Annotated in this window: 13 protein-coding genes and 1 tRNA gene; 9 read left to right on the top strand and 5 right to left on the bottom strand. The window is 57.9% G+C overall.

What is annotated here, in order from left to right:
- Positions 1 to 67 precede the first annotated feature (67 nt).
- Positions 68 to 898, bottom strand: coding sequence for an RNA methyltransferase (locus ACVWZG_RS02935; RefSeq protein ID WP_457405173.1), 831 nt, complete (start codon positions 896 to 898; stop codon positions 68 to 70).
- A gap of 67 nt (positions 899 to 965) precedes the next feature.
- Here ACVWZG_RS02935 and ACVWZG_RS02930 point away from each other — a divergent pair, with 67 nt between their 5' ends.
- The 5 genes from ACVWZG_RS02930 to lpxB all read left to right on the top strand — a co-directional run bounded on the left by ACVWZG_RS02930 (position 966) and on the right by lpxB (position 5608).
- A complete protein-coding gene (locus ACVWZG_RS02930) occupies positions 966 to 1553 on the top strand; it encodes a hypothetical protein (RefSeq protein WP_414329482.1) in 588 nt (195 codons plus the stop codon).
- Between the two features lie 14 nt (positions 1554 to 1567).
- On the top strand, positions 1568 to 2422 hold the full coding sequence (gene lpxC / locus ACVWZG_RS02925; protein ID WP_011434326.1) for a UDP-3-O-acyl-N-acetylglucosamine deacetylase: 855 nt from the start codon (positions 1568 to 1570) through the stop codon (positions 2420 to 2422).
- 213 nt (positions 2423 to 2635) lie between these two features.
- Positions 2636 to 3136 (top strand): 3-hydroxyacyl-ACP dehydratase FabZ, encoded by a 501-nt coding sequence (gene fabZ, locus ACVWZG_RS02920; protein WP_011434327.1) that lies wholly within the window; start codon positions 2636 to 2638, stop codon positions 3134 to 3136.
- A gap of 259 nt (positions 3137 to 3395) precedes the next feature.
- The gene (gene lpxA / locus ACVWZG_RS02915) at positions 3396 to 4373 is read left to right on the top strand and encodes an acyl-ACP--UDP-N-acetylglucosamine O-acyltransferase (protein ID WP_457405135.1); all 978 of its coding nucleotides are present in this window, start codon (positions 3396 to 3398) and stop codon (positions 4371 to 4373) included.
- A gap of 26 nt (positions 4374 to 4399) precedes the next feature.
- A complete protein-coding gene (gene lpxB / locus ACVWZG_RS02910) occupies positions 4400 to 5608 on the top strand; it encodes a lipid-A-disaccharide synthase (protein WP_457405137.1) in 1209 nt (402 codons plus the stop codon).
- Here the strand turns inward: lpxB and ACVWZG_RS02905 are convergent.
- The gene (locus ACVWZG_RS02905; protein WP_457405176.1) at positions 5605 to 7119 is read right to left on the bottom strand and encodes an NAD(P)/FAD-dependent oxidoreductase; all 1515 of its coding nucleotides are present in this window, start codon (positions 7117 to 7119) and stop codon (positions 5605 to 5607) included. The two genes, lpxB and ACVWZG_RS02905, sit on opposite strands and share 4 nt — an antisense overlap.
- 205 nt (positions 7120 to 7324) lie before the next feature.
- Between ACVWZG_RS02905 and ACVWZG_RS02900 the strand changes: the two genes are divergently transcribed.
- Entirely contained in the window at positions 7325 to 9187 is a 1863-nt protein-coding gene (locus ACVWZG_RS02900) for a response regulator (protein WP_457415211.1), read from the top strand.
- Here ACVWZG_RS02900 and ACVWZG_RS02895 read toward each other — a convergent pair.
- Positions 9177 to 9668 (bottom strand): DUF4168 domain-containing protein, encoded by a 492-nt coding sequence (locus ACVWZG_RS02895; protein WP_414329775.1) that lies wholly within the window; start codon positions 9666 to 9668, stop codon positions 9177 to 9179. The genes ACVWZG_RS02900 and ACVWZG_RS02895 overlap by 11 nt on opposite strands.
- Before the next feature lie 818 nt (positions 9669 to 10486).
- Between ACVWZG_RS02895 and ACVWZG_RS02890 the strand changes: the two genes are divergently transcribed.
- Positions 10487 to 10828: a DUF3155 domain-containing protein gene (locus ACVWZG_RS02890; RefSeq protein WP_049749658.1), complete on the top strand. Its 342-nt coding sequence runs from the start codon at positions 10487 to 10489 to the stop codon at positions 10826 to 10828.
- A gap of 221 nt (positions 10829 to 11049) precedes the next feature.
- Complete coding sequence (locus ACVWZG_RS02885) at positions 11050 to 11307, top strand: DUF3146 family protein (protein ID WP_414329773.1); 258 nt, start codon at positions 11050 to 11052, stop codon at positions 11305 to 11307.
- 181 nt (positions 11308 to 11488) lie between these two features.
- Here the strand turns inward: ACVWZG_RS02885 and ACVWZG_RS02880 are convergent, their stop codons facing one another.
- Complete coding sequence (locus ACVWZG_RS02880) at positions 11489 to 13489, bottom strand: primary-amine oxidase (RefSeq protein ID WP_457405139.1); 2001 nt, start codon at positions 13487 to 13489, stop codon at positions 11489 to 11491.
- 909 nt (positions 13490 to 14398) lie between these two features.
- Here ACVWZG_RS02880 and ACVWZG_RS02875 point away from each other — a divergent pair.
- On the top strand, positions 14399 to 17098 hold the full coding sequence (locus tag ACVWZG_RS02875; protein WP_457405180.1) for a sensor histidine kinase: 2700 nt from the start codon (positions 14399 to 14401) through the stop codon (positions 17096 to 17098).
- Here the strand turns inward: ACVWZG_RS02875 and ACVWZG_RS02870 are convergent.
- Positions 17060 to 17132, bottom strand: a tRNA-Arg gene (locus tag ACVWZG_RS02870). The genes ACVWZG_RS02875 and ACVWZG_RS02870 overlap by 39 nt on opposite strands.
- Between the last annotated feature and the right edge of the window lie 34 nt (positions 17133 to 17166).

Raw genomic sequence — 17166 nt, 5'->3', positions numbered from 1 at the left:
GCAGGAAGCCGCCCTTCTAGCTTGCTTCCGGTAGCGGTAGGGCGGGGCTGGAGGCCCAGCCTTGGGGTCAAGATGGGGTCCTGCTGGAATCTGGTTGCGTCGGCGGGACGGGAGCTGCATTTGCTTCCAGAGGTTCCTGACGAGAGCATCCCTGGCTCCATTGCAGTTGCCGCAGGATCCCGCGCAACAAGGCCACCTCGGCTACGGTCAGGCCGGCTCGCTGGAACAGGGCGCGAAACTTGAGCATTTTGCGGCGGGCTGTGTGGGGGTGCAGGTAGCCAATTTGCAGCAACAGCGCTTCTAAGTGGTCGAAAAATCCCTCCAGCAGCTCGAAGGGGGCAAGCCTTTGAGGCGAGGGCATAGGAGGAGCAGGGGAAGGGCTCTGGCAGACGAGGGTGTACAGCTCATAGCAACAAATGGCCACGGCTTGGGCCAAGTTTAAAGAGGGATAGGTCGCATTGGTGGGGATCTGGATCTGGCGATGGCAAAGGGCCAGCTCCTCGTTGCTCAAGCCGCGATCTTCGGGGCCAAACACGAGGGCGGCAGGGCCGGCGGCCAGCAGAGCGGGAAAGGCTTGGCGGGGGGACTGAATTTGCCATTCGGGTGGGTAGGTTTGGCTGCGCCCCGTTGTCCCGAAAACCTGCACACACCCTTGCAGGGCTTCGGGCAAAGTTTGCACCTTCCGGGCTTGATGGAGCAGGTCTGCCCCATGCACGGCTGTGGTGATCGCTTCCATATCGAGGGGATCGCATTGGGGATCCACCAGCACCCACTGCCTGAAGCCCATGTTTTTCATCACGCGGGCAATGGCGCCGAGGTTGCGCGGCCCAGCCGGCTGCACCAATACAAGCCGTACCTGCGCCAGTTGTTCAGGGCCAGAGTGGGGTAATATCGGCATCAGGTTGGGATCCCCCAGAGTGCCTAGAGTAGAGAAGAGGAGCTTGATTTTGTCATAGATTGCATCCATGGGATCCGCATACCGTTGTTGGCTGAGCTTGATTTGTCTGGTGTTGGTGGGATGCTGCTGGGGATCCCCGGCGCTGGCTGCCCCTTCATCGCTGGCAGGGCCGGCTCAGGTATCGCCCCAGCTCGTTCGCGATAGCGACTCAGAGCGGTTTTCTCTGGCCGAGGCGCGGCAGCGGCTGGAAGCCATTGCCGAGGTCATGCGCTCGATTCGCCTGTGCAACCGGCCCAACTGCCGCTACCGAGATATCGCTGTGGACGTGTGGCCTGTGGACATATCCATCCCCAATGGTGGTGCCGAGCCGTTCTACGAGGGCAGCATCGACGCCATTATCGACCGTCCTTCCGGCAGCTTGGATAAAGCCCACTACCGGCTGCAGTTTCGCCAGGGGCGCTGGCAGTTGCTGGGGGGCGAAGAGGTGTCCGATGTCTCTTCCTTTTTCTTTGAGGGAGATACCTACGAGGTGTTCAGCGCCTACGGCACCCGCAGCCACAAAGCCAAGTTGGCAGATGCCAGCAGCAACCTGCGCGTGGGCTATCGGGAGCTGTATTACCGCGTTTTCGACCAGGGCCAAGAGCGTTTGCACTAGCGCTGCGGAGCACGATGAGAGGCCGGCAACACACCTTAGCCAGCTCTATTGCCCTAGAAGGCGTTGGCCTGCACACTGGCCTGCCAATTGGCTGCAGTCTGCATCCAGCTCCTGCCGGCAGCGGTCGGGTTTTTGTGCGGGTGGATCAACCGGGATCCCCTGAGATCCCGGCTCGGTTGGGATCCCTGGCCCCTGCCCATCTCTGCACCCTGTTGCAGCAGGGATCCCCCTCTGTTCAAGTGCAGACGGTGGAACACCTGCTGGCCGCCCTTTACATCCTGGGCATTGACAACTGCCGCATCGAGGTGGAGGGGCCGGAGCTGCCGATTCTGGATGGCTCTGCCCTGCCCTTTGTAGAGGCCATTGCCCAGGCCGGGATCCAGGCCCAAGATCAGCCAGCCCTGCTGGGGGTGATCCAAGAACCGGTCACTGTCTGGGCGGGGGAAGCCTTTGTCAGCGCCCTCCCCCATCCTACAGCCCGCTTTACCTATGGCATCGATTTTGCCGATTGCCCGATTGGAGAACAGTGGCTGAGCTGGAGGGAGAACAGGCCGGATTTTGTCCAGTCCATTGCGCCGGCCCGCACCTTCGCCCGCCAGCAGGATGTGGAGCTGGCCCGGGAACGGGGGCTAATCCAGGGGGGCAGCCTGGAAAATGCCATTGTCTGTAGCCAAACCGAGTGGTTGGGGCCATTGCGCTACCCAGATGAGCCGGTGCGCCATAAGCTGATAGATTTACTAGGAGATCTCAGCCTCCTGGGCTGCCGACTGCAGGGGCACATTGTGGCCTACAAGGCGGGCCATGCCCTGCACCACCGTTTGGCCGAGCAGTTGCTCAAGAGTGGATCCCTGCTGATCCATGAAGAGTGAGGGGGAGCAAGGGATCCGGTTGCGCAGCAACAACCCTGCCATCCTCAGTTGCGAGAGCGGTGCGGAGCACTTGTCTTCAAGGGGATCCCCAGGGTGGGATCCGCTTCATTCCCCTCCTTTCCGCAGCTCCCTGGGTGCTCTTTTGGCTGAGTTCTGGCCTGCCGTCCTCCCCGTCCGGGATTTGGTTTTGTCCTCTGCCTCTGTGGGTTCACCATGTCCTCTGATGTCTCTCCTCCTCCTCTTCTCTCGGCTGAAGCAGCCGCTCAATTGGCAACCGCTCCCCCCGTCTTCACAACGGAGCAGATTTTGGAGATCTTGCCCCATCGCTATCCTTTCTTGCTGGTGGATCGGGTTGTGGAGTATCAACCGGGGCAACGGGCGGTGGGCCTGAAAAACGTCACCTTCAACGAGCCTTTTTTTCAAGGGCATTTCCCCAACCGACCCATCATGCCCGGCGTCCTAATCGTCGAGGCCATGGCCCAGATAGGGGGGATCGTGTTGACCAAGTTGCCGGACGTGGCCGGGCGTTTGGCCCTGTTTGCCGGGATCGATGGCGTTCGCTTTCGCCGCCCGGTACTGCCGGGGGATCAGCTGCTGCTCTCCGCCGATTTGCTCACCATTCGCCAGAGGCGCATTGGCAAGATGTTCTGCCGCGCTCAGGTGGGAGGGCAACTGGTGACCGAGGGGGAACTGATGTTTTCCCTGGTGGATTGAGGGACAAACAGCGGCCATCCGAGAGGCGCTCTGCTGTGGGTCTTCTCACCAATTGAGATAAAGTGTTGGCATAGGGAGATGGCTCGGGGACTGCTTGCGCCTTTCTGTCGGGATACGGTAGACATATTGCTGCGTTGGGGTGGCAGCCTATTGGTCACGATGGCGGAGCGTAGCTCTAAGGTTGATCTCCCCCGGAGTCAAGTCTTGGTGATCCTTCGCAGGGTTGGGAGCGTAACCACAGTTGCTGGCTAGGTCGGAAATGAGTTCGTTCGCTTCAGCGGGATCCACTCCCAACATCTCTGCAAGTGCGCCGCACCGCTCACGGGAGCGGATTCATCCCACTGCGGTGATCCATCCGAAAGCTGAGCTGCACGAAACGGTGCAGGTTGGCCCCTATGCGGTGATCGGCGAGCATGTTCGCATTGCTGCCCATACGGTGGTGGGGGCCCATGTGGTGATCGATGGCTGGACGGAAATCGGCGAGGACAACCACATTTTTCCGGGAGCAGTTGTGGGCACCGAGCCTCAGGATCTGAAGTACAGCGGCGCCCCCTCTCAAGTGGTGATCGGCAGAGGCAATCGCATCCGCGAGTTCGTCACCATCAACCGGGCCACCAATGAAGGGGAAGCCACCCTGATCGGAGATCACAACCTGCTGATGGCCTACACCCATGTCGCCCACAACTGTGTCATCGAAAATCAGGTGGTGATTACCAATGCTGTCTCTTTGGCCGGCCACATCCACATCGAGTCTCAAGCCCGCATCGGCGGCATGGTCGGGATCCACCAGTTCACCCGCATCGGGCGCTTGGCCATGGTGGGGGCGATGAGCCGGGTTGACCGCGACGTTCCCCCCTACATGTTGGTGGAAGGACATCCGGCTCGCATCCGCGGTCTGAACTTGGTGGGGTTGCGGCGAGCCAAAGGGATGGAGGGATCCCTGCCCTTGCTGCGGCAGGTCTACCGATTTTTGTACCGCTCAGGGTTGCCTTTGGAAAAAGCGCTGCAAACACTGCGCAGCAGCCTGTGTGTCGTTTGTAACAGCGGTGCGGAGGGAGAGCGCCATGTCCTTTCCCTACAGGGGAAAGAGTGGGTGGACGAGACGAGATCCCTGCAACATCTGCTGCAATTTTTGGAAGACTCCCTCTCCCAGCCCCAACGACGTGGCCCTCTGCCAGCCCTGCGCGGGAGGGGGGAAGATCCGCCGGTGCAGAGCACTTCAGAGCTGGATGACTAAAGATTGGGGTCGGGAGCGTAGCTCTAGTGAGCCACCTGTTCATCTGCACGGGCGAGGTCTCAGGGGATCTGCAGGCCGGCCATCTGATTGAAGAATTGCTGCGCCAGCGCCCTCAGCTGCGCATCACCGCCGTGGGAGGGGAGCGCATGGCTGCTGCGGGGGCCCGTCTGTTGCACCGCACCACCGAGATCAGCTCTGTTGGCATTTTAGAGGCTCTTCCCTTTGTCGGCCCCGCCCTCTGGACGGAGTGGAAGATTCGCCGCTTTTTAGCCCAAGACCCGCCAGATGTGGCCGTGCTGGTGGACTACATCGGCGTCAACAGCCGCATTGCCCGTCTGCTGCAACGGCGGCAGATCCCTGCCGTCTATTACATTGCTCCCCAAGAGTGGGTGTGGTCGCAGGATGCCCGCCTCACCTACCAACTGGCCCAGCAGATGCGGCTGATGTTGGCGATTTTCCCTGAGGAAGCCCGCTACTACGCGGCGGCAGGAGCCCATGTCCAGTATGTGGGCCATCCCCTGTTGGATATTTTGGCCGCTGTGCCCAGCCGTGCTGCCGCCAGAGCCCAGTTGGGGATCCCTGCCGAAGCCACGGTGGTGGTGGTGGTGCCGGCTTCGCGTCGGCAAGAGCTGCGCTCGGTTCTGCCTGTCTTGCTCAAGGCCGCTCAGTTGTTGCAAGCTCACCTGCCTCAGGCGCAGTTTTGGGTGCCCTTGGCCTCGCCCCGTTTTGCTGCCCCGATTGCGCGGGCTGCCCGCCGCCTTGGGCTCAACCTCACCCTTTTGGATCCCCAAGCTCTGCCCTTCTTCTCCCCCCACAAAGCCCATCACCTCGCCTTGGCAGCGGCTGATTTGGTGTTGGCCAAGTCCGGCACGGTGAACTTGGAAACGGCCATCTTAGGGATCCCCCAGGTGGTGATCTATCGCCTTAACCCCCTCACCTTCTGGATCGCCCGCCATTGGCTGAGGGTGTCGGTGCCCTTCATGTCTCCGCCCAACCTGGTGCAGATGCGCCCCATTGTCCCGGAGTTGCTGCAGGAGCAGGCCCAGCCAGAGAAGATTGCCCAACTGGCACTGGAGTTGCTAACTCGGCCGGAACGCCAAGCCCAACTGCAAGCCGACTACGTCGCGATGCGGGCAGCCCTGGGAGAACCCGGCGTTCTGGCTCGCGCTGCCAAGGCCATCCTAGAGGTGTTGGATGGCGCAGCCGGCCCCCAGCGGCATCCCTTTTGCCGCTAACTCCGGTGACCCAGCACCTGAGGCACGGCTCGTCCTCCCGCCAGGGCTGCTGTTGAATCTTCCTCTTCCAGATACTCAGCATCTTGGTTGACGCGCCACCCATCGTAGCGCCGTTCCCCCGCCACAATGTTGCGAGCGGCCAAAAGGCCCGTCATCATGGCGTGATCTTGGTTATTGTAGCGGTGCATGCCGTTGCGGCCTGCCACCTGCAAATTGGGCAGTGCTTCTTCCAAAAAGGTTCGAATGGTCTGGATGTGAGCTTGATAGCCGTGATTGTAAACCGGGTAGGCTTTCGGGGCGCGAATGACTGTGCCGCCCAAAACCTTTGCCTTCCCCAGCAGGCCCAACCGCTGCAATTCCAGCGTTGCCAAGGCCATCAAATCCTCATCGGTTTGTCCCCAAAAGGGATCCGTCGCTGAGCAAAAATACTCCAAACCCAAGCAGGTGACCGAGGGATCCGGAACCATGTCCGCGCTCCAATTCTTGAAGTTTTGGATACGCCCCACCCGCACCGAGGGATCGTGAATGTAGATCCAGTGATCTGGAAATAGGTTGGGCTCATCCACCAGCAAAGCCACCGTCAAAAAATCCCGATACCGCAGTTGTTCGGCAGCCTCTCGCACCGGCTCCGGTGCTGCAGGTACCAAAGCCCGCACCAGAGAGCGCAGCGGCATGGTGGAAATGAACTGCTCGCCGGTCACCCAAAAGGTCTCTCCCCCTTGAGAACGGGCTTGTACAGCTTGAACTCCGGCCCGGTTCCAGTGGATTGCCGTAACCTTGCGATCCAGTTGTACCGGCTGCCCGGCTTCTGCCAGCAAGGTTTGAACGCGCTCCCACATCTGGCCTGGCCCTAGGCGAGGATAGCGAAAGCGATCGATCAGGGTTTTGATCACCCCCTCTCGGTTGGGGAAAAAGGTTTTACGGATCAAAGAAGCCATCGACAGACCCTTGATCCGCTGGGCTGCCCAGTCGGCGCTGATCTCGTGACAAGGGATCCCCCACACTTTCTCGGTGTAGGTCTTAAAAAAAGTGCGATACAGCCGTTCCCCAAATTGGTTAATGACCCAATCTTCAAAAGATACAGGATTGGGCCTGGGAAAGAGGCGCGCCTTTAGGTAACTGAGCAGACAGAGGGTGGTAAACCCTGGCCCCAGTTTGGCAAAAACATCCGTAGGTCGAATTGGATAATCAAAGAAAACACCTCGGTAAAAAATGTGGGAAAGCCGACGGCAAACCTGCATTTCCGAGCCCAAAATCTCCGTCCACAGAGCCTCAATTTCCGCCGACTTGGAGAAAAAGCGGTGTCCACCGATATCAAAGCGATAGCCTTGGTAGGTTACAGTGCGGGATAGCCCCCCTACCTGCACCGGATCCGCTTCCAAAACCGTTACCGGGTAGCCCTGCTTGTTCAGCTCGTAGGCGGCACTCAATCCAGCTGGCCCCGCCCCGATCACCACTGTGGACTGCACTCTGGATAGCTGCCTTGAGGTACCATCTGGTAGTGGGGTCATTTCCTCAGAAATGTTCTCAGAAACAGTCATGGCAACTTCTCACACCACCTCGTCAATCCTAACGGAAATAGGTCTGTTCAAGGGATCCCCGGCCTGGGCGCGAAAGTGCTATGCCTACGGCACCCCGTCGGGAACCGCACCGCTAACGCGAAAGATTAAGCTGGAGACAGATTAGAGATCCCTTTTGTGTGCAAAGAAAGCCTTGGTGCTTCGCACCGCCGTCGCGAATGGCCGACTCTGTGGAGTGAATTTTGTGCAATCTCCCCCCATCCCCAATCCTGGACATCTGCTGACAAATGCTTCGCCGACAGTACTGTTGGCCGATGACGACCCATGCATACGCGGGTACTTGACCCACCTGTTGGTTCATGAAGGCTATCAAGTGGCAGAGGCTGAAGACGGCGACCAAGCCTTGCTGCTCTTCGGTCAAACTCAGCCTCAAATTGCCCTGCTGGACGCCCTCATGCCCGGCACGGATGGGTTCGAGTGTTGCCGCCGCCTGCGGGCTTTGGATGCGAATCTGCCCTGCTTGATGATTACCTCGCTCGAGGATCAAGCTTCCGTAGACAAAGCCTTTGCTGCCGGAGCCAGCGACTACATGACCAAGCCCATTCACTGGCCGATAATGCGTCAGCGCATCCAACACCTGATCAAGGCCCGCCAGAACTTGTTGAACCTACGCCAACAGGCGGCCCGCGAGCAAGCCCTGAACCGCATCGTCCGAGCCATTCCCACTTCTTTGCAGTTGGATCAAATCCTTGCTGCCGTCACCCGCGAGATAGGCCATCTGCTAGAGGCGGATCGGGTAAGCATCAGCATCTATCAGCCTCAGCAACAGCATTGGCGCATTGTCTCCGAGTACAGCACTCAACAGGATGGCTACCTGGGCTGTCTCATTCCCGATTCCGAAAGCCCCATTGCTCAGCAACTGAAGCAGGGGAAAGTGATGTTGCTGGAGGCAGCCGACCAAGCCAAAGACTGGGTCTACATCTCCGCCATGGCCAAAGCCTATCCTGGCAGTTGGCTGCTGGTACCGCTCTACGGTGGCGAAAACCCCGAATCTGGCCCGACCCACCCCACCCTTTGGGGCAGCCTGTGCCTGCAACTGAAAACAGCACGTCCCGGTTGGCTGGCCACCAATCAGGATCTGATCTTGGCCCTGGCCGATCACCTCTCCATTGCCATTCAGCAGGCGGAATTGTTCCAACAGGTTCAGGAGCTGAACCGCACCCTGGAAGAAAAGGTACAGGCCCGCACCGCCCAACTGGATCGCCAAGTACAGGAATTGCAGCGGCTGGATTGCCTGAAAAATGACTTCCTTAGCACGGTGTCCCACGAGCTGCGCACCCCTCTTTCCAACATGAAAATGGCCATCCACCTGCTCAGCTCCGTCCTGCTGCCTGCCCAGGGCGCTCCCAGATCCCCGGATCCGGCCAAAATCTCTCAGTACTTGAAGGTGTTGGACAACGAATGTGAGCGGGAGATCAGACTGGTCGAGGATCTGCTGGAACTGCAGCAGTTGGAGATGCTCAAGGGACTCCGTCCCGCTAACGCGAACGGTTCACAGCGGCCCTGCTGGTTGGAGCTGCAAGAGTGGTTGCCCCAGATCGCGGAGCCCTTTGCTCAGGAGGCCCATAGCCGCCATCAGCGCTTCAGCCTTGGGATCCCTCCAGAACTGCCTGCCATTTTTACTCTGCCGGGAGTGCTAAAGTCGGTGCTGGCGGAATTGCTGAAAAACGCTTGTAAATTCACCCCTGCTGAGCACCTGATCAGCCTTCAGGCCACCTGCCATTCCGACCACCTGGACATCCAAGTCCTCAACACCGGCGTAACCATTCCCCTGGAAGAGCAAAAGCGGGTATTTGAGAAGTTCTATCGGGTGCCCAGCGCGGATCCCTGGCGGCAAGGGGGGACAGGGTTGGGGTTGGCCCTTGTGCGGCAGCGGGTAAGCCTGTTGCAAGGAAGCATTCACCTCAACAGCGAGGCCAACCACACCTGCTTTACCTTGCGGCTGCCTCGGGTTCTCCCTGTCTTTGGCCAAGGCAAGCCAGCTCAGCCTAGGGTGTAGGCGTCGGGGTGGCCGGCTTTGGAGAGTTGGAAGCTTCCCCTTCCTGCAAAACTTCTTGCAAGCGGGCCCGAACCCGCTGGTTGAGAACAGGATTTTCGTTCGCCAAGGTCATCAATTCGCGGTATTGAAGCACTGTCAGCCCTTGCTCCTCGACAATGCGGCTGGCTTGGGTTTCTGTGCGCTGCATAATTTGCTCGTACTCCTCCTCGTTCTGGGTTTCCCGCAGTTGGGCGCTCGCTTCCCGGATCAGGGGATCCAACTCCAACAGAATCCGCACCAACTGTTCCACCTGGGCATCGGTGACTTGCTCTGGGGTCAGGGCTGGAGATGCCACAGGGCTGGGAGTTGCTGTGGCCGGAGCCCCCCCCGAAGTCGGAGAAGCAGTTGCAGCAGGGCCAGGCGACGGGGTTGCTCCCTGTGCCCAAGCCGGCAGGGATCCCAAGCTGAGTCCCAGACCCATCAGCAACGCGAATTTCATCATGCCCAAAACTCCCCAAACCCAGACAAGATAGACCTAAGCCCTTGAGGTGCAGCCAAACCTGAAGCCAGACTAGCAAGATGCCTGAATTCCGTCTAATCGGTTCAACGCAGTCCTGAATGCCCATCAAGCCCATTCCAGCTTGCCGGCACCTGAGGCGGGATCCATCCAATCCCTACGGTACCAGAACTCCTCACTCCAGGGCTCCCAGGATGAACTCGCGAAAGGGCTGTGTGGACATGCTGGGGATCTGCAGTGGATCTCTTGTAGAAACAAGAAGTTGGTTGTACAGTCTTACATGCGCTGTTCAACGGTAGCCCGGCACCGGAGTGCCCCTTTCTCTCCTCGGTTGAGCAGCTCCAGACTTGCAGCATTGGCAATTGACTTAGCACTTCAGCCCAAAGGGGGTTGTCTTGAAGCTGAGCTTAGGTATATGTTCTGTTGAGTATCGTTTTTGTTAATGTTAGGCTAGGGGCCAGATTTGATGCGGATCTCCCACATCGGCATCTGACTTTCTTCGCAGGTGTCAGAGCCCGTGGATCCCCTATCAATATCAGCAGTCAACCTAGCAAACGCCCAATCGCCAGCTCTCTTTGCAGGCGATTGTTGGAGGATTTTTTGTTCGGAGAAAGGTTCTCGATTAGATTTTTTTGGGCGCGTCCATAAGTAACCCTTCAAGGGCTTTGAGGGCGACTGCTGTCTTTATTGCCTTTGTAAAAGATGATAACAAAAATGGGTAAAAGTTATTGCTTTTCTTAAGCAGCGCTGATATATTCTTTGCGGTTGCGGTTGTTCGGTCATCCTTCTACAGGAGGCTTACATTGGTTAGGAGAAGAAAGCGTAAGAGCCGCCGTCGTCTGGAAGGGCGCAAGATTTTAGATCACATTCCTCAATTTAATTTGGACAGTGGTGAGGAGAAGTCTGTAACCGCTGCTCGAAAATATATTCAGGAGAAGTCTATTCAGCCCCCCGCACTTATTTTGGTGCGACGAAATGAACATACAGTTGATCGGTTTTTCTGGGCGGAGAAGGGGTTGTTCGGCGCGCAATATGTCGAGGAGAACCACTTCCTTTTTCCCAGCCTGCGAGCTTTGTTAGCAGAGGTTGCGGCTGAAAAGCCAGAGAAAAAATCCTCGAAGACCCTTGCAACTGCCGCTCGCTAGCTTCTGGCCAGCTTTTCCTACAGCAGGAGCTCAGGAAACAGCCCCCCTACCCTGGGGGGTTTGTTGCAGCCGCTCTCAGAAGATCGTAAAGAACTGACCCTGTGTACGGGATCCCTCCCCACGGGTTGAGCTCCTGCTGCCTCACTCGCCATACTCGACCTGCTGGCGGCAGCGAGGGAGCCACGCGCTACCCTACAAGGGATCCCGTCGGGAGATGCCGGATGAGCCGACTGCCTCAGACCACTGCCCACATCCAAATTACCCGCCGCTCTTGGCAAGAGGGTGCCATTGAGGGGGAAGTCAACGCCAATGGTTGGGTTTGGCGCTTTTGCTGGCGCTTTCGGGCCGGGGAACTCAGAGTGGAGCCTTCTGTGGGGCGGGCTTTGATTTGCGAGCCCTTGAGCCGTTTTCTGGAAAAATCCGACTATCTGCTGGAACCGGGCAGCAACTACTCGTTTGTGATTCGCAGCAGCTTGTGAACTCTCAATCTGAGCAGATCTGAGCAGAGCTTTTGCCCAGCACCAAAGACCGGGGCTGAGCAATGGAAGGCACCTGCTACGGTGACCCAGAAACCAGGTCTCAAGCCCCGTGGGCGAAGAGTGCCTCCCCTCTCACTCCTGTCGCGCCCAAGCTGTTCGCACTTGAAAGAATCCTCGCCCTCTAGGCAGGGGGGTAGTCAATAAAGCTGCAGCAGCCTTTGGTCTTCGGCGGGGGAGGAGGCACATCCAGAGCTGGGTTGCACTCAAAGAAGCCCAGGGGCTTGAGCATAAAGCCGATGTAGCTAACCGGCATCACTGGCCAGTCCTCGGTGCGGGGGAAGTGATTGCAGCCAAAGCTATACCAGAGCACCAGGCGGGTGTTTTCCAGGGAGCGGTTCGCTTGCGTCCATTGCACCAGCCCTTCGCCACCGGGATGTTGGTTGGGGTAGTTCCCTGCTGGGAACTTCTCGCCGGGATGGTAGGGCGTGGCCCAGAGGTGGTGGGCCAGGTATCCTGCCCGTCGGTACAGCCAAGAGTCGGGGTGGGCCAAAAGCTGGACATTGTCCCCCGGCATCAGTTTGTAGGCCACCGGCTGTCCCAGGCGGTTGTGGCGATTGGGGTTGACAATCTTCCAATAGCGGCCCCGCAAGGGATCCACCGTTTGCTTGGCCTCCTGCTCGGTTTTGAGCAGGGTAGAGCGGGCGCGAAAGGCGTTGCCGTGAGGGTTATCCGGCCCCAGAGGCAGAGGTTCTGCATGCACTTCATAGAGGGAGTTGCACGGCCCATCCACCGCCATATCGAGGCGGACAGTGAAAAAGTGCTGGTGGTTGAGGCCAGACAATTGGGGTGCCACCAAGACGCCAAACTCCGGCTCTTCCCCCGGCAACGTGGCGCAAGTGTTGATGATGCCGGTGAGCTTGGCTTCAAACTCCAGCGTGCCGTCTTGGTAGAAATACCAGAAAAAGCCGTAGTCGTAGTTGCCAATGGTGGTGAAAAAGGAAAGCACCAGCCGCCGCGAGCGCCGCACCTGCGCCCGTTCCGTGCGCCAGTCGGTGTGCTTCCAGAGCACCCCAAAGTCCTCCTCGTGCATACAGACGGCATTTTTCAAAAGCATGGGCTCACCGCTGTTGGTGGGCAGCCAGGCATCGAAGTAGTAGATTTCCCCCAGACAGTCGCAGCCCAGCTGCAGGGAATTGGCCTGCATGCCAATGCCGTATTCCCCCACATCAAAGGCATTTTTGCGACAGTGGGGATCCCGCGGATCCCCGTAGGGCACCACCATCTCGGCTACCGAAGCCCGATAGAGAATGGGGCGAAGGCGGCCTTGATCCTCGTAGCTCACCTGGTGGAGGACGAGCCCCTCTCGCGGGTTAAAGCTGATGCGCAGATCCCACTTCTGCCAGCGGATGTGGTGGCCGTCCACCTGGAAGCTCACCCCTTGGGGCTGAGTGATTTCTAGCGGCTTCAAGTCTTGGCGAAAATCTTTGAAAAACAGCTCGTCGAAGTTACCGGACTCCGGCGGCAAGGGCCACAGACCCCGATCCTCCACCTTGACAACTTGCATGCGGTTGAGGTCAATCCAGGGGTAGAGCCCCTCGATGGGGCGGGCATAGCCGTTGTCGCAAGGGGAAGTACGTAGGAAACAAAAGCCTCGCACCAGCCGCCGCCCTTCTTCTTCCGGGATCCCGAAGTAGCCCACCGTCCAGTAGTCCACCATCACCAAATCCACATCGGCAATCCCCCGCCGCTGCAGAGCCGCCAAAAATTGGGGATCCTCCTTGAGCAGGCGGTCGCAGGCGTACACCTCATCGTCGAGCAGAGGGGGCTGCACGCCCGCAATGAGCTGCCAAGAGCGCACCTGCTGTGTTGACAGAGAGACCACCGCTTCGTAGGTGTTGCCACTGGCCGGATCCAACAGCACCACAAAAGCCTGCCGATCCCACGGCTGCCCCGGCTGCCAAGTTTCCATCCAAGGCCGATCCGGCTCGTGTAGCTGGATAGTCACAAAGCGCCACTGAGAACTGAGGGGCCGTTGCCGGCGCAGGATCTGCACCACTTGCCGCATCTCCTCGGCGCTAAGGGGATCCAAGGGGTGGCCTTGGGGCAATGAAGCCTGGCCAAGCAAAGCAGATTCGCTCGACTGGCTATGTCGATCCAAACTGGGAGAAACTTTACAAACCACAGCAATAACCTTGAATTCTTCGGTTGGAAAATGATTGAGTTGAGCTAGGAAAAAATAGGGAGAAGTCTGCTGAGAAAGGTCAAAGGGATCCCTTCGCTCGCCATGCCGCGGGCCAGCCCATCAACCCAACTCAGAGAATCCAGAAAACCTAACAGCAGGCTAAACAGACTATCCTGTTGCCATCGCCAACATCGGGCAACTTTGCAAGAGATACCCGGGGAAAGGAAAACTTAAGCCAAAGCCCAAGGAAGTGAAGACAACCTCGGCCCTGCTAATTGTCCAGATCTAGCAATCTTCTGTTTCCCCGTCCGCTAACCAAATGAAGAGGGCAACGGCACCTTGAGAAGCCGCGCCAGGGCGAACAGGAAACCGTCAACCCATCGGGAAAATCTGAATACAGGTCTTACTACAGATAAACCCAAACTCGAGAGCAGGAGAAGTTTTCTGTGATTAAACGTCAGGCTTAACGTTGCACAGGAAAGCATAAAAAAGAGAAAACGCTTCACGCAGGCTAAGGGCAGGATCACACCGAGAAAGCTCAACGCAACGTCAACTCTCGCAAGAGCGCAAAGACATCTCGAAGCCTGCCCTGACCCTACCTGCCAGGGGGATCCCACTGCTTGGGATCCGAAATGCAACTGACGATACTATAGCAGAGGCACCCCCCTTTCCCACAAGCCCGGCCCAAAGCCTCCCGGTCGCATCAGCAGGGTGTGACCCTAGGCCTTCTCCCCGTGAAGTTGAAGTCCAGCTCAAGTTGAAGGTTTGGTGTCGGAGAACACATATCTAAGAGTTACCCTGGAGCCATGCTTAAGGTTAGGAATTTCTAACAGTTCGAATAGTAGGATCTCCCAGGTTCTCTGAAAATTGTCCACAATGAGGCAGGGCTCATAGAATCTGGTGAGGGAGATGGCTTCAACTCGATACCGCCTGGTGCCGGTGCGGCCAGGAGACGGCAGCTTTTATCCAGAGCATCTCTATTTGGCCTTAGAAGCCACCCAACTGGGCTATTGGCAACTGGATCTGCGCACCTGGGAGTTGAGTGCTTCTCCCCAGTGCAAGGCCAAATACGGGCTGGATCCCGGCCAAGATTTCACCCTGGAAGTGTTTTTGCAGCACGTTCACCCGGAAGATCGCCAAAGGGTGAAAGAAGCTTTGCAGACGGCTGGGCCCAGGGCGGTAGAGGGGGATCCCAACTTTTCGGTGGAATATCGGGTTTACCAGGCCGACGGCCAGATGCGCTGGCAGCTTTCCCAGGGGATTGTGCTCTTGGGGCCGAAAGGGGATCCCGGCGAGATTGTCGGCGTGACCCTGGACATCAGCGAGCGCAAGCAATTAGAGATCACCTTGGCCGAGCGAGAGCGCCACTATCGCCAGCTCCTGGAAGCCCTGCCCGACATGCTGCTTCGTCTGGATCGCCAGGGCCGCTGTCTGGAGTTCAAGCCGCCCAGCCATTTTTCTGTCCCCCATCCCCCTGCCTACTACCTGGGCAAAACTCCTGAAGAGCTGTTTCCTGATACCGGTTGCACCGGTGGGGCGGAACCCATAGCCCAAGCCATTCGCGAGCATCTGGAGCTGGCCTTGGCAACCCGGCAAGCTCAAGAGATCGAATACCCCTGCCCAGAGGGATCCCCTCAGCCCCAATATCGCCAGGCCCGCATCGTTCCCTTTGGGGAAGATCAAGTGCTGGTGATCATCAGAAACATCACCCCTCGCAAGCAAGCTGAGCTGAAACTGCAGCGGCAATTGCAGCGAGAAAGACTGTTTAATCAGCTCATTCAGGCCATCAACACCTCTCTGGACTTACCCACCCTATTTGATGTGGCGGTGCGGGAAGTGGGGGCAGTGTTGCAGGCAGCACGAGTTACCCTTTATCAGTACCTGCCCGCTGAGGCCGTGTGGTTGGGCATTGCCAGCCATAGCCGATTTCCTAATTTGCCCAACAATCTGAACCTGCGACTGCCGGATAGCAGGGATTTTATGGTTTTCGATCATTTGAAACGGCTGCAAATTTTTCATGTCCAGGATCCGGAGCAGATTGCCGATCCCTTTGCCATTTATGAGAAGCGAGAATACCAACTGGGCCCTTGGCTGGTGATCCCGGTGGCTTGTCAGGAACAAATGTGGGGCGGGCTATCGCTGCGGCGCCTGACCTCAGATCCGGATTGGCAAACCGATGAGATCGAGTTGGCCAAGGCTATCGGGGAGCACCTGGCAGTGGCCATTCAGCAGGCAGAGCTTTATCAAAAGCTGCAGCAGGCCAATGCTGAATTGGATTACCAAGTGCGGGTGCGCAATGCAGAGCTCGAACAAGCTTACAACGACGAAGCGCTACTCCAGCTCATCACCGAAGAAATTCGCTCCACTTTGGATGAACAAAAAATCTTGGAAACGGTAGCCCGAGAACTGGCCCTCAGCTTGAACCTATCCAATTGCACCATTGCCCTTCATGACCCAGAGCGGCAGGTCAGCGTTTTGGCGGTGGACTATTTGGCCGGAGAAGGGATCCGGCGCTTCCCCCTGGAGGTTTCGTTTGCGGATTTCGCCCATGTGCTTCGTCAGCTCCAGCGCGGACAGCTCTGCCAATTGAGCAACTTCCATCACCCCTGCTGGCCCAACCACGACCGCTACACCCTGATCATCGCTCCCATTTGCGACAAAAGGGATCTGACAGCTCAACACGAGGAACTGCTTGTTTTGGGAGATATTTGTGGATCCCGTCCACCGGGGCAGATATTTACCGAGCGGGAACAACGGCTTATCCAACGGGTAGCCGGCCAATGTGCCATCGCCATTCGCCAAGCACGTCTTTATCAAACGATCCAGCGTCAGGTGCAACAGTTGCAGGAGCTCAACCAACTCAAAGATGAGTTTCTGCACATGGTCTCCCACGAAATGCGCACACCTCTCACCAACATGAAGCTGGCTATTGGGTTTCTATCTAAAGCCAACCTAACTGAGCGGGAAAGGCGCTACTTTCAAATTTTGGAGATGGAGACCAACCGCGAGCTGGAGTTAATCAACGACCTGTTGGAATTGCAAGCCCTCGAATCCGGAAACAAAGTCCTCAGACTTACCTGTTTATCTCCCCAGGAATGGATCCCCAATCTTGCCGAGCCCTTCCGGCTGCGGGCTGCGCAGCAAGGCCAACAGTTCCAGGTGGAATGGGATCCCGACCTTTGGCTCCTCTGCACGGATGAGAGCCTCTTGTCGCGGGTGGTCAGCGAGCTTTTAAACAATGCGTGTAAGTACACCCCCACTGGGGAAAGCATCTATTTGAGTGTGAGCCAGGCTAACTCCAATGGCCGTCCCGGCTGGCTGATCACGGTGCGCAATACAGGGGTGGAAATTCCTGCAGAAGCGTTGCCCCGCCTTTTTGAAAAGTTCTATCGCCTCCTCCAGTTGGATTGCCGCAACGCCGGGGGAACGGGCTTGGGTCTATCGCTGGTTCAAAAGGCAGTGGAGCTGATGGGCGGATCCCTGCGGGTGGAAAGCCACTCCCGGCAGGTGGTTGTTCAGGTGTGGTGCCCCCACCAGGGCAGCCTGCCGGAAACCCAAAACAGAGCACAGCGCCTTGCGCAGGACTCGAACCTGCAACCATCGACTTAGAAGGTCGGTGCTCTATCCTTTGAGCTAGCAAGGCCGAAGAAAAGGGTGTAGAGCCATTATATCCCCGA

The organism is Thermostichus sp. OS-CIW-33 (assembly GCF_054059615.1).
This window is presented reverse-complemented; position numbering and strand designations above follow the sequence as displayed.